This is a genomic window from Simkaniaceae bacterium (assembly GCA_021734805.1).
Lineage (GTDB): Bacteria > Chlamydiota > Chlamydiia > Chlamydiales > JACRBE01 > Amphritriteisimkania.
Window position 1 is genome coordinate 13,459 of sequence record JAIPIG010000019.1, and the last position, 13,965, is coordinate 27,423.

General features: G+C 37.8%; 12 protein-coding genes and 1 tRNA gene. 5 read left to right on the forward strand and 8 right to left on the reverse strand.

Translation table 11 applies throughout. The features are described 5' to 3' along the window. Window positions 1-158: 158 nt before the first annotated feature. The 6 genes from K9M07_04880 to K9M07_04905 all read right to left on the reverse strand — a co-directional run bounded on the left by K9M07_04880 (window position 159) and on the right by K9M07_04905 (window position 5,682). Complete coding sequence (locus tag K9M07_04880) at window positions 159-1,121, reverse strand: hypothetical protein (protein ID MCF7852556.1); 963 nt, start codon at window positions 1,119-1,121, stop codon at window positions 159-161. Next, window positions 1,118-1,771 carry a class I SAM-dependent methyltransferase gene (locus tag K9M07_04885; GenBank protein MCF7852557.1) on the reverse strand — a complete coding sequence of 218 codons (654 nt, stop codon included), beginning with the start codon at window positions 1,769-1,771 and terminating at the stop codon, window positions 1,118-1,120. The genes K9M07_04880 and K9M07_04885 overlap by 4 nt, the downstream gene beginning before the upstream one ends. Before the next feature lie 42 nt (window positions 1,772-1,813). Continuing rightward, the gene (locus tag K9M07_04890; GenBank protein ID MCF7852558.1) at window positions 1,814-2,488 is read right to left on the reverse strand and encodes a class I SAM-dependent methyltransferase; all 675 of its coding nucleotides are present in this window, start codon (window positions 2,486-2,488) and stop codon (window positions 1,814-1,816) included. Window positions 2,489-2,495: 7 nt separating this feature from the next. Next, window positions 2,496-3,488, reverse strand: coding sequence for a glycosyltransferase family 47 protein (locus K9M07_04895; protein ID MCF7852559.1), 993 nt, complete (start codon window positions 3,486-3,488; stop codon window positions 2,496-2,498). Window positions 3,489-3,502: 14 nt separating this feature from the next. Further along, complete coding sequence (locus tag K9M07_04900) at window positions 3,503-4,207, reverse strand: class I SAM-dependent methyltransferase (protein MCF7852560.1); 705 nt, start codon at window positions 4,205-4,207, stop codon at window positions 3,503-3,505. A gap of 677 nt (window positions 4,208-4,884) precedes the next feature. After that, on the reverse strand, window positions 4,885-5,682 hold the full coding sequence (locus tag K9M07_04905; protein MCF7852561.1) for an FkbM family methyltransferase: 798 nt from the start codon (window positions 5,680-5,682) through the stop codon (window positions 4,885-4,887). 448 nt (window positions 5,683-6,130) lie between these two features. On the opposite strand from K9M07_04905, the gene K9M07_04910 reads away from it, so the two are divergent. Continuing rightward, window positions 6,131-6,535, forward strand: coding sequence for a winged helix-turn-helix domain-containing protein (locus K9M07_04910; GenBank protein ID MCF7852562.1), 405 nt, complete (start codon window positions 6,131-6,133; stop codon window positions 6,533-6,535). A gap of 234 nt (window positions 6,536-6,769) precedes the next feature. Then, a complete protein-coding gene (locus tag K9M07_04915) occupies window positions 6,770-7,858 on the forward strand; it encodes a hypothetical protein (GenBank protein MCF7852563.1) in 1,089 nt (362 codons plus the stop codon). Between the two features lie 488 nt (window positions 7,859-8,346). Here the strand turns inward: K9M07_04915 and K9M07_04920 are convergent. Together K9M07_04920 and K9M07_04925 are read right to left on the reverse strand one after the other, a co-directional pair. Next, window positions 8,347-8,419: transfer RNA gene (locus K9M07_04920), tRNA-Phe, on the reverse strand. A 187-nt stretch (window positions 8,420-8,606) separates the two neighbouring features. Continuing rightward, the gene (locus K9M07_04925; protein ID MCF7852564.1) at window positions 8,607-10,571 is read right to left on the reverse strand and encodes a S41 family peptidase; all 1,965 of its coding nucleotides are present in this window, start codon (window positions 10,569-10,571) and stop codon (window positions 8,607-8,609) included. Between the two features lie 354 nt (window positions 10,572-10,925). Between K9M07_04925 and rpsL the strand changes: the two genes are divergently transcribed. The 3 genes from rpsL (at window position 10,926) to fusA (ending at window position 13,957) form a co-directional block, all read left to right on the forward strand. After that, complete coding sequence (gene rpsL, locus K9M07_04930; GenBank protein MCF7852565.1) at window positions 10,926-11,297, forward strand: 30S ribosomal protein S12; 372 nt, start codon at window positions 10,926-10,928, stop codon at window positions 11,295-11,297. A gap of 76 nt (window positions 11,298-11,373) precedes the next feature. Continuing rightward, a complete protein-coding gene (rpsG, locus tag K9M07_04935) occupies window positions 11,374-11,847 on the forward strand; it encodes a 30S ribosomal protein S7 (GenBank protein ID MCF7852566.1) in 474 nt (157 codons plus the stop codon). Between the two features lie 22 nt (window positions 11,848-11,869). Beyond that, on the forward strand, window positions 11,870-13,957 hold the full coding sequence (gene fusA / locus K9M07_04940; protein ID MCF7852567.1) for an elongation factor G: 2,088 nt from the start codon (window positions 11,870-11,872) through the stop codon (window positions 13,955-13,957). Window positions 13,958-13,965: the final 8 nt, after the last annotated feature.

Consider the following 13,965-nt stretch of genomic DNA (forward strand, 5'->3'; position numbering starts at 1 on the left):
AGGCAGTTCATGTGACTTACTCGCATTATAGCCACCCTTGGGAGAAAAAAATGAAACTTGGAATGCTATGATTCAGCTAGCATTGATCCTGAATTAGACGAGAATCTTATTGAGATAGGTTCATATAGAAAATGCTTCTTCAGGCTTAAAAATTTGAGTTATTCAACACAGCTGTTTGCTGATAAAATTTTATCAAAAAATGAGAGCAAGATTCTATCTTTTTTATCTAGGTGATTTTTAGAATATTTTTCATAATTGGATCCCGCCCTGTAATGTAAAAAATGATTGTCGAACAATAGTTCTATTGTATCTGGTTGACATAAAATCATGTCAATCTCATTTTTTGTAAAACCCCTTGTAGTAAGGTTTTCAATAATGATATCACTAGACACTTGTTTTGGCCGTTGCCTACTTGGATGCGTATATCTATAAGGGCAATAAAAGTCACAACCTGGCACGCAATTTATATTCTTATATTTGATTTGATTTTGATACTTTTTCAAATACAGATATGTCCAACCCCCACTATCAACTATTGCATTAGTATTAGGCAACTGGCCGCAATTAAAACAAAAGGCATTTAACTCAGGAAGCGTCTGTGTATTAAAACAAATCAAAGCAATCCACATGTAAGCATACCCTTTTTTGGTTATGGGATCCTCAGTACCCATAGCAACATAAGCTATATCATACTTACTCATCAACTTTTCTGCTGAAAATGGTCGTATTAAAAACATATCTGAATCCATAAGCAATACCGGACCATTATGTTTTGACATATAGTTGTCCCATGCCCACTGAACAGCGTTACAATTTCTAATGTTTGGTCGATGTAAGTTATCACCCGAAAGTCTGGGCAAATAAGGCTGAGTATGAATACCTTGAGGAACATCTATACACTTGACATTCAGTTGATTACACACACACCTTATCTTATTTTGTAATTGGGCTGTATTAGCATCGCTAAAGACGATATATTCATAATCATCCAGAAAGAATTTCTTAAATAGTTTGTCCTGTAATTCAATAAAATCAGGACGGTTAAATGCTGTAGTAAAAATTAATGTCTTAGAAAAAATGAATTGTGGAACAGCCAGTAATAGTAAAAAAATGTATCTCATAGAAAATGCTTGAATTTGATTATTTTCTTGTTCAATGAAAATGCTATTCTAGTATCTGGAACTCTATATAAAATATAATCATCTGACAGATCAAGTCCGTCTTTTATTGCTTTAAAGACCTCGAAAATATCAGCATCATGCCAAATAATTAGTTTTGAATTTGCTTTAATTGCCTCTTTTGTTTCATGAAGCACATGAAAATAATCATGACTGCCGTCAATAAACCAACTCTCGATTGGATAATATGCTGTATAATCAGTATTTAAACTATTCCCAATAACCTGTACATATGGAAGTTTGCACATTTCACCAATTGAATGAATATCATAAGAACTCTCTCCAGGAGGTAGCTCGAGACTATAGACAGCTCCCATTCTCATGGCATTTTTAATAATTTGAGTCCCTTCTCCAGTACATGTCCCTATTTCAAAAAGTGTACTCGGTTCAAAGTGCCGAATTAGAGAATGAATACATAAAAAATCATTCACAAAAAGGTTATCCCTTCTTAAAATCGCGCCCTTCTTATATTTCTTAGAACAGACAATTTCTTTAGAAACATAGTGAACTTCTTTTGAATATAGCTGCATATTTATAAGAAGTATAAAACCTAACATATAATGTGCTAATCGCATTTTCACTGCTGGATCCATTAACAATTCTCCTCCAATTCTATTCTTAATCTATATACAAATTTATAGCATTTCACCCTTTTTCAAAAGACGCCAAAAATTGCTGCCCGTAAAAATTTCAAGATTATTTTCACTAGCAAATCTTCTTACAGCATTTCTTACATCTCCACATGTACCCCAGTCATCTCCACAAAAGACACCACCTAAGTTAAGATGTGGATACCATGCTACAAGATCATTATATACAAATTCTTCCAAATGCTCAGCATCAATATATATAAAATCAAATGTTTCATTTAAAAATTTAGAGGCTTCAACACTATCCATCCTTATGGGAACAACAATTTTTGTTAGTCCTAAATGGACCATATTTGATAAAAATTGGTCATAAAGCTTAGGCAGGATGGGGTCATATGCGGTACCACCCACTTGATGATTATAACTACCGAGCCAATGATCAACTGCATACAATTTCGCATTTGCCCTTGATTTCATCAGTTTTGCAATGTGAGCCGTTGATCCAGTACCTAGAAAACTCCCCACTTCCAAAGCCTTTACAATTTTATGCGTATTAAAAATTCTCTCAATTTCAATACCATTGGAATAATAAGTCCCTAGAGTTGTCCTATATGGCAATATTTTTTCAAGACTACTATATGGCCTAGGATAAACCTGGCCGGCATGCATTAAACAGTTTAAAGACATAATAAAAACGAAGACTAATTTCGTGTAGCTCATAAAACCCTTATAATATATTAAATGATTGTTTCTTAAATTCCCGAACAAATCCAGCATGGTCTATTCCATTTCTTACTAGAAATTGAAGTTGTAAAAAGAAATCTAGCCAATATTTCGCATAAATTTTTTCCTTATGGAATTCATTTTTGTGCTTAATAACATTCCTATTAAATTCGATGAGTAGTTCTTTTGTCAGATTGCTATAATCATCAATAATTAATACAGGAAGTTGATAAAAAAGCGGATCCAAAAATGATGTCTCTACAACAGGCACACAGTTAAGTAATAAAGCTTCCCATATCCTAAAGCAATCTAGGCCTGCACCACGTGGAGAAATACAAAACTTTGATTTAGCAATATTCAAAATATAGTTTTCAGGAGAACTCCTCAGTAAGTTTTTAATAAATTGTTTTTTTGTAATAACATCATATACGTACTCTCGACGCTTATGAGATCCAATAGTAAAATTTGATGAACAAAAAATTGTCTTTTCAAGGTTTTTAGCTATTATATCTGTGTATTGATTTTTTTTAGGAAATCCTACCGCAGAGCCATTCGGGATTCCTAATGGCAATGGAATTATCTTTGGATGACCCGTTTCTTGACAATTTACCGAGCCCATTACAATAAGATTTTCTGAATTTACAAAAACCATTTGATAATCCAAACCATTCGTGTGGTCGGCATCACATGATAGCAATATATAAGGCTCCTTTATATGAGGGTGAACATGGTGTATAAAATTGTCGAGTATACACCCCTTAACAAAGATAATATCACCCCTTACAACTTTATCTGTGTCAATTGGTAGATCCGTTTCATCAAGACACCAATTAGCAATACTTCTGTAGGTATTACCACTTATAAAAGGTGCATCTGCACCTCTTTTTGCGGGATCGGCAGCAAATGGAAAAGTGCGCTTAAGCTCACCCCCCAAATGGAATGTTTCTGCAAAGAGACTGCAACTTAAAGATACAACTAAAAAGATCCAATTTTTCATAAAGTTCCTAGATTTTAGTTGTTTTTACTTTTTTCAACTACAGCAACATATAATCCATTCCACCACAACTCAAGATCGCCATTACCGCGAGCAGGAAGAATCCACTCTTTATGTACGTTATATCCCAATTCTTTAAATGCTATGCGCGTTCCACTCTCAACGGGAGGATGATTCCAATCATCTACGATTGCTATAAACACATCATCTAAGATTTCATTAAAATAGGTAAACGCCATACGTTGATCTTCTTCTTCATGCCGTCCATCATAAAAATATACTTGAATCGGTTCTTTGAATTCCTTCAAGGAAATTTTAAAGCAATTTTTCTCAATCATTCGGAGATTTGCAGGTAATAACTTCTTGAATTTTTTAAGATTTGCAAAATAATAATCCCGGGTATGAGGATCCAATGACCAATTTTCCACCCCGACAGCACTATTGATATTTAGATTATTATACAAAGCTGAAAAAAAGGTAGATCCCTTCCATACCCCAATTTCTAAATAATTAATCCCTTCAAGAGTGCATATATTATTGAGAAAATGTCTATTTTTTTCAGAGGACATCCCGTGAATTTGCAAAAGAGGAAGCGTAAGCTTTGATTTATGATGAATAGCACACTCAAGGCTCTTTTGTACGTGCTCTATTAATTCCTCTGGCGAATAACTAAATAACTTAATTGTTAAGAAAAACAAGACAGTGACAAATGGAACTCTCATACGGTCTCCCTAAAAGTGTTATATAAAATTGTAATCCTACTTATTTATGTATTTAAAATCACAAATAACCCATATTCCACATCATTCTTTGTAAGATGAATCAAGTTTTGGAAATTTTTTGCAACCTCCAAAAGTAAAAATATTTTTGGACATATTTTTCCACTTCCCAATTAAAGTCAACAATAACCGTTGTTTCCCCAGAGCAAATGCATTAAATTTTTTGTTGTCAGATGTTAGGTTCTGTTATGAAATTTACCTAAGCCATTGCAGTGCCGCCACAAAATGAAGAAAGGATTGGAGTCTGGATTTCAGTTTTTCAAATCTTGCAAAGAGCCTTCTGTAGTGTTTTAAAAACCCAAACATGCATTCAATTCTACTTATAAAATTTTTTATAAAAAATATTATAGTATTAGGGGGTTTTGGGAAAGAGCACTAGTAAAGCATTCTACAACAGTTTTAGAAGCAATTTATCACCAACTATGTTCGATTCTCTTCCCCTAAACCCATGGAAACAAGCTTCCGATCCAAATTAAGGCTTCAGTTTAACTACTGAAGTCTTTTGTTTTTAGTGCCATACAACACGAAATCCCAATCGGAAAATTCAGCTGCATAAAGCCTAATTACGCAAATTTTACGCTACTCAATTGGACGAAACTATTTATGCCCTTACTCTGAAATCATAATAAGGATTTTTTCACCCACACCTGATCGTTTTGTAGTTTTCCGCCTTCGATATGAGTGCACACAAATCCATACTGTGTTAATAATTCCTGTATTTGATCGCCTAACGACATATTTTCTCTGAATTCCTCATAATTTACTTCCAAAATGATACATGAGGTTTTTTCTAATATTTGAGGATAAGAAGATAAAACATGATATTCTACTCCTTCCATGTCTAACCACATTAGATCTAGATGATCTATATTATATCTACATACCCAGTCTTCTAGAGAAATACACGGAGTAGTCATTTCAACATCATTATAATGCGACTTATAATCCTTATTTGCTGGCAAAAGAGAACTAGCTCCTGGATTAGTTCTGCTAAAATAAAAAGTAGCCTGACCGGTATAGCTACTTAATGCACAATTGAATAGTCGTACATTCTTATGATCCTTTATCTTATTACTAACAAGATCAAAATAACTAGGAATTGGCTCAAACGAATAAATCATTCCCTGAGGGAAACTAGCTACAAAATTAAGAGTATCATGTCCATCATATGCTCCAGCTTCTAAAATAATAGCATCTTTTGGCAAATACTTATTTACATGACAAAGTGATACTGCAGATAGTTGTATATTCAAGCAGAGAAAAGGAAAAATACAAAACAAACCACTAAACTTCATCTGAACACCTATGATTTTCAACAAAATTGAACGAAATGTAACCACTTTTGAAATTTTTGCCAATCGAAATTCCTGAATGCGGCTTTCCACTTCCATTCGGGTGTAACTAAAAATTGTACTCATATTTAGGCAGCCACGCTTTGAGGCGTTTCCTCTTTCCAAAATTCATCCCAGTCTTCATTTGCGCTTAGTATTCTGAGATTGATCATTGCTTCTGCTAGCTCTGATTTCCACCAAGCCCCAGGTTTTTTCATTCGTTGCTGAATAATATTTCTATGCGTGCTTTCTATTTTTCCCGATCCTATGGGAAGTCCTTTCGCTATAGCTCTATCGTAAGCAAATTGGGTTTTCCGATTCTCTATATTTGGAAATTTCAGTTTCAAAAAATTCTTGATTTATCAAAAATGTTCTTATGAATTTCTTGTCGCACAATCAACGTACCAAACTAATCTCTTAGCACAAGCTGGAGAGGGATACGCGGATTTGTGACCGCATCAAAGCTGTTTTGCTCTATGACAGGGGATGGTCTTATTCCCGGATAGCCGATGTTCTGCTTCTCAGTGATGAGGGAGTGCGACAGCACATCCTTGATTATCAAAACTCTCAAAAACTTAAACCGGAAAATGGGGGTTCAGAGAGTAATCTCACAAAAACCCAATCAGAAGAGCTCTGCAATCACCTTCAACAGCATGTTTGTTTGTATGTGAAAGATATTGTTGTCTATGTCAAAGCGACGTATCAAATCGATTACACCGTTTCAGGAATGACGCATTGGCTTGAACAACATCAGTTTTTCTATAAAAAACCAGCTGTTGTCCCCGGTAAGGCCAACCGAGAAGCACAAGAGAAATGGATTGCTGAATATGAGCAGCTAAAAAAGGGCCTGTTATCTAATGAAACCATCTGTTTTATAGGGTGGCGTTCACCCGAGGATAAAACTTATGCCGTGTGTATGCAAAACCTTCCTTTTCTATAAGTTCAATATCAAAAGCATTCAAATTAAACTGAATAGCGCAAAAATTAATAACGTTTTGACTATCTTCTGCATGATGTTCCTCAACAAGACTTCAAAAGAGTGATGCTACGTTTTTCCACATCTTTTACGCAACTGATTGCCTAAAACTTTTAATTACACCCACTCCCATACTTTTGATTGGCAAAATGTACATCCACATATACTATCATTCAAAATTTAACTGTTGGAGCTCCAATGAGAAATATCGTTTTTATTTTAAGCTTGTTTATGACGAAATTAATTGCTTATGACATTTCTCTTTATGCCCATCCGGATCATTTGTCTAATGAGTTTATGAGACATCTGATTTCTAATTTTAATGTAGACACCTTGGTTGAAACGGGGACATATACGGGAATGACTGCAGAATGTGCGTCTCACTGTTTTTCAGAAGTTTATACGGTTGAAATTCACAAGAACATCTTCTTAGAGACAAAGCGAAGGTTGGCTCGTTTTCAGAATATTTCCATGTACTGCGATAATTCTTTTAATTTTTTGATATATCCTGAAATTTCTAAATTAGAAAGACCCTTATATTGGTTGGATGCTCACTATTGTGGGGAAGGTACAGGAACGCTCTATTCTGAAAAAAAATGGATTGTTTCTCCATTAGAGCATGAATTAGAAATTATCTTAAATAATTGGCCTCAAAAAGGCGTTGTCTTAATCGATGACTTAAGGGGGTATCTAAACTTGCGATCAGAAGACAAACTAGGTAGAGAATATACGACAGTTAGTAAACTTTACTCCATGGTTAAAGCCCATGGGGAACAGTTAGTGTTTTATGTCCTAGGAGATATGGGAATCATTTACGATTCCACCTACTTTCCTGTATCGGTATCTCCTTACGTTAAAAGTTGTACAAAAAGCTACATTTTCAATCCATTTGAAGAACATGATGATCGAAGTATTGAAGAGTTGCTTTTGGCAGAAAGCTTAATTGCTAATGCTCCTTTTTGCCCGGAATTAGACAATATGATTGATCTATTATATAAGAACCCACTCCATGCTCAAGATTGGAGTGGTTATTATCCTGTGCTATGGCACGGTTTGAGAAATTTAGGGGCAGGAAAATATGCGCTAGCCCTTCGAGATTTCGAGCAATTGATATCTATCGATCCAAACATTCATGAGAGAATTTATCTCTACGTAATTATCTGCTATAATAAATTAGGGGATATAAATGGAATGCAGAAGTATATCAAACTACTAAGTGAACGGATAAAGAAATGCGCAATAAAGACATTGGCTTGGGATGATATATTTATATTGGACTCCAAGTAAAAAAAAACAGAAAGATATCTTCCGGATGAAATAGAGGTGGAGAGACGCCATTGCAAAATTTTTGATTGCTCACAATAAACTCATTTATTTGCGTTGACTGAAAGGATTGCTTCCATAATATCCTGCACCCCTTGGGGCCTGGACAAGTGCTTTGTCACAATTAAAATTTAGGGTGTCTTGGCCCATCTTTCCGCCCTCTCTAAATTTTGACTCCTTGGCTAATGATTCCATTATGTCGCGTCGCCAAAAATTCAGATCGAGCTCGATGAGTTAAATCCGGAGATGATTAGAGAACTTCTATTTTCCCAAGTAGACTCTGATACTTGCAATCTCTTCAAGAGAATGGAACATATCAAAATGCTCGTCTGAATTGAATAGTTGAAGCATCCCAAAATAACATCTTAAAAATAAATTCTAATCCAGTCATTTGGGTAATTTAAGGAAATCTAGAATTCCGAATCATTTGCTCGGCAAGAATGTGAAAGGTTTGGCCAGAACCGGAATCGAACCAGCGACACAAGGATTTTCAGTCCTCTGCTCTACCAACTGAGCTATCTGGCCATAAGAATATGAAGTTTAGAAGCTTCATTTCGATGAGTGTGTCTTAAATTATGCGATTTTTTGTTTTTTCTGCAAGGAGTTTCTGAAAATGAGCTTTTTTTCAGTCTTTTTCTAGTGTTTAACTGCAAAAATCCGCCGGCGGATTTTTGCAATTAAACACTAGATCTGTTTGCGTAAGATGCGTTGGCTATTTTGAGGTCAGCTCATCTATAGCGATCATGTCTTTGATAATTTTGACTGCTTCTTGCATTTGTAGATCGCTCAGTCCCTGGAGCATTTGATGCCCTTTGGATTTATCTTCGCGAAGTGCTTGGATTTTCTGCAAAAAAGCTTGGTAGTCGGCATCATTTGCGAGCCTTTTCTGAGAATTTTCTTTCAGCTGTGGGATCATGGCTTTCCACTTCATCCGATTCCGTGGGAAAAACGAAGAATAGAGATAGTTTTCATCAACACCGGATGAAATCTCGCGGAGAGGATTTTTAGGATCGGTGAATGAAAATCCAAGGTGATCTTGAGGGATGGCATATTCGAGATATTTTTCACCGATTTGATAGGGCGCGTATTCGGATTGCACGACAACATCGGATTTAACGCCTTCGAGCTGTGGAGTTCTACCTGATATCGTGTAGTAGCGGCCCACCGTAATTTTAAAATAGTGGGGAGCTTTAGGGTCGGTGATATTTTGAAACTGCATTGATCCCTTCCCGTAAGATGCCTCATCTCCGACAATCACGGCAGCATGGTAATCTTGCAGTGCTTGGGCAATGACTTCCGCTGCAGAAGCAGATCCCTTGGAGGTGAGGACGACAACAGGCCCGTCATAAAATTGACTTCCATCGATATCGCGGCTATATTGAATCTCCCCATTTGAATATTTCGCAATGGCGATGACTCCACGGGGGATAAACACACCGGCTACTTTAACGGCTTGGGATAAAAATCCCCCGCCATTATTGCGAATATCCAGCACGACCCCTTTTAAATTACCTTGTTTCTTAAGTTCGCTAAAAGCTCTTCTCAAATCTTTATCAGCTGAGATTCCACGCCCGTTGTCATAGAAGGCATCAAATGAAATCACGCCAATGACGCCATCTCCGTAGGGCTCGACAGTATATTTTAATCGCTCATCATCCATTGTGATCTGCTCGCGACGCAAAACAACTTCATATTCAGCAGGATCAGATGGTTTTTTCAGGGTTAAAACAACTTTTGTAAAGTCTTTTCCTTCCAGTTTTTTGAGAATCTGATCAAATTCAAGAGCCTCTAATCGATCTCCATCAATGGCAATCAGTAAATCCCCTGAATAGATGCGTTTCGATCGATCTGCCGGCCCCCCCTTAACAACATCAGCAATATAAGGACCTTTACCGCTCTCGCGAATGATAACGCCTATCCCTTTAAATTGTTTATGGAGAGAAAGCCGCATATGATTGACTTCCTCTCGGGAAAAAAACATTGTATGAGGATCTAAGCTCATTGCAAAGGCTTTAAGATAATGTTCGGAGAAATAGTGGTCTTCCTCTTCAAGGCTCAATGATTGACCGCTGCTATCACAAAAAAGGTAGGGGTTCTCATGCTTTTGCTGGCGTCTTTCCCAAATTTGAAAAGCTTTGAGCCTTTCCTCATCAGTATAATAGTCATAATGAGGGCCTTTTGACTCAGCAAGGACCCACATCTCTATGAGCCGCTGATTCGCTTCCGTCAACTCCGTCACTGATTTTGGATAGCTAGTCGTGGGCTTCACTGCGATCTCATTGACCTGAAATCGTTTACTCTCAACTGTTTTTAGAGCCTTAGCCCGAATATCCCGCGCTCTTTGAACACTCCCCTGCATAATCGTATTAAGCCTTTCAAAATCGGTATAATCTCGATTGAGCAGCCGTTGGACAATCTCCTGAGCCCTACGATCGCTCATATTCACATAATCATTCACTTCAGATTGCAATAAATAGGTATGCATCGGATCAAATTGCTGAATATAGAGCTTAAAACTGCGCCTTACAAGGAGAGGGGATAGCTCATTGTATTCGACATGAAAGGTTAGCATTTGCATAGCAATAGGATGTATATCTTTTAAAGAGAGGGATTTACAATCTACTGCTGAAGAAACCAATAGACTCAAATAGAAAAAAAACATGCCAAGTCTTTTCATAAAACAAACGCCTTAAATAACCTTCATCTATTTTCATTCCTATATCGGCAACTATAAAATAATAAAAGGTTTTTAATATTAAATAATAAACAAATGGAATTAACGCGTAACAATATAATTTTGAAAACTAGAGTCTAATATCGACTAAAATCAGGAGTTTATTAAGTGATTGATAGTCAACAGATTGCAGGAATAGCCCAAAATGCGGAAAATTTGATAATAAGTTTAAATGTATGAAAATCAATTTTTAAGCTTAAATGACTTTTGCATTAAATTACCGATTTCGCTATATTCTTCATCAAATCAGCGAATAGCTTCGAATTTTTCAATTTATTTAAGGAGAACGAGTTTATCATGCCAACGGTCAACCAGCTTGTACGTTTTGGACGTAGCGATAAAGTTAAACGAAAAAAATCACCTGCTCTCGTAAGTTGTCCACAACGTCGAGGAGTCTGTCTTCAAGTCAAGACAAAAACACCTAAAAAACCGAATTCGGCTCTTAGAAAAGTTGCTTGGGTCAGGCTATCTAACGGTCACGAAGTCATCGCTTATATTGGTGGAGAAGGCCATAACCTTCAAGAACACAGCATCGTTCTTGTCCGCGGTGGCCGGGTTAAGGATCTTCCCGGTGTGAGATATCACATTGTGCGAGGGGCTCTTGATTGTGCTGCTGTTAAAGATCGTAAGCAAAGACGTTCTAAATACGGCGCAAAACGCCCTAAGTGATTTTAAATTAGGATTCAACTCATAGAAGCCCATTTTTTTGGCTTCTTTTTTTAACGTATTTAAGGAATTAAAATCTATGTCAAGAAGGCACAGTGCAGAAAAGCGCAAAGTAAAGCCAGATTTGAAATACGGTAATGATGAAGTTGCAAAATTCATCAGCCGCGTTATGCTTCACGGAAAAAAATCGATTGCTCAGCGCATCGTCTATAATGCAATAGAAAAATTTTCTACAAAAATCAACGCTCAAGATCCACTCGAAGTATTTTTGCAAGCGCTTGAGAATGCAAAACCTCATTTAGAAGTAAAATCTCGCCGGATCGGTGGTGCGACTTATCAGGTTCCTGTAGAAATCGCTCCGAGCCGCCGTTCTTCAATTGCTATGAAATGGATCATTACCCATTCAAGAACAAAAGTCGGCCGAAGCATGGAAGAAGGCTTAGCGCTGGAACTTCTCGATTGTTACAACAATCAAGGAACAACAATTAAAAAGAAAGATGACACCCATCGCATGGCAGAAGCAAACAAAGCTTTTGCTCATTATAAATGGTAAATAAGACTTAGGAAAACTGAATATGCCAAGAAGTGAAAAAGAGCAGCTTAAAAATGTACGCAATATTGGGATTATGGCCCATATTGATGCGGGAAAAACGACTTGTACCGAACGAATCCTCTACTATAGTGGCCGACTTCACCGTTTGGGGGAAGTACATGAAGGGGCTGCAACCATGGACTTCATGGAACAGGAAAAAGAGCGTGGAATCACGATCACTTCTGCTGCAACAACAGTTTTCTGGAAAGATTGCAAAATCAATATCATTGACACTCCCGGGCACGTCGATTTTACGGTTGAAGTAGAGCGCTCACTCCGCGTTCTTGACGGATCCGTTGCCGTATTTAGCGCTGTCGACGGCGTTCAACCTCAGTCTGAAACCGTTTGGCGTCAAGCTGATAAATACCATGTTCCTCGAATCGCCTTTATCAATAAAATGGACCGCGTAGGTGCCGACTACTTTATGTGCATTGACACCATGAAGGAAAAACTCTATGCGAATGCTATTGCCGTTCAATGTCCGATTGGAGCGGAAAATGAATTTAAAGGAATGGTTGATCTCGTCGCAATGAAAGCCTATGTATTCAAAGATGAAACACTGGGCGCTGCATACGATGTAGAGGAAATCCCGGCTGATCTCAAAGAGCAATGCGAATCTATGAGAGCGCGTCTTCTTGAAGAGCTTGCGACAGTCGATGAGGAAGACGAAGACTTCATGATGAAGGTCTTAGAGGCTCCTGAAACGCTGACTGAAGATGAGATCCATGCAGTCATTCGCAAGGGTGTCTGTGACAACAAGATCAACCCGGTTCTTTGTGGTACGGCCTTCAAAAATAAAGGCATTCAGCCTCTATTAGATGCCGTCACTCGTTGGATGCCCTCTCCTATTGATCGCGGAGCCGTCAAAGGAATTAGCATGAAAACGGACGAAGAGATCTCTCTTGATCCCAGTGACGATGCCCCTCTTTCTGCCTTAGCCTTTAAAGTGATGACTGACCCTTATGTTGGTCGTCTGACATTCGTCCGCATTTATTCGGGGACCTTAAAAAAGGGCATGCCCCTTCTCAACACAACAAAAGATAAAAGAGAGCGCGTTTCTCGTCTTCTGGAGATGCATGCGAATCAACGTACGGATAAAGATGAGTTCTATACCGGAGATATCGCGGCCATCATCGGCCTAAAGTCATCAACAACAGGCGATACGCTTTGTGCTGAAAACGCCCCTTTAATTCTTGAAAAAATGGAATTCCCCGAGCCCGTGATCTCTATGGCTATTGAGCCCAAATCTAAAGCCGATCGCGAAAAACTATCCTTAGCTCTTTCCTCTTTATCTGAAGAAGATCCGACATTTAGAGTAAGAACCGATGAGGATACGGGACAAACTATTATTCAAGGGATGGGAGAGCTCCACCTTGAAATCATTAAAGATCGTATGCTACGCGAATTCAAGGTAGATGCTAATGTTGGGAAGCCCCAAGTCTCTTATAAAGAAACAATTACATCCCCCTCTAAAACTGAGACAAAATATGTCAAGCAGTCGGGCGGTCGCGGTCAATACGCTCACGTTTGCCTCGAAATCCAGCCAAATGAGCAAGGAAAGGGAAATGAAATCACAAGTAAAATTGTGGGTGGTTCCATTCCTAAAGAATACATTCCGGCTGTTATTAAAGGGATTGAAGACGGACTCTCAACAGGTGTTCTCGCGGGATATAACCTAGTCGACGTCAAAGTAGACATCGTCTTTGGATCTTATCACGATGTCGACTCTAACGAGATGGCCTTTAAGATTTGCGGATCGATGGCACTTAAGGATGCGGCAAATAAAGCTCAGCCAATCCTTCTTGAGCCTATTATGAAAGTCAGCGTCACAACTCCGGAAGATTTCCTTGGAGATGTCATGGGCGATATCAATCGACGACGCGGAAAAATTATGAATCAAAAAAATGTTCGCGGAGTTGTGATTTTCGACTCTGAAGTTCCTCTTAGTGAAATGTTTGGCTACTCAACGCAACTGCGCTCTTTGAGTTCCGGACGTGCGACATATACAATGGAACCTAGCCACTTTGAAAAAGTGCCCGCGAAATTGCAAGAAGAAATTATGAAAAAATAAGAAGGATT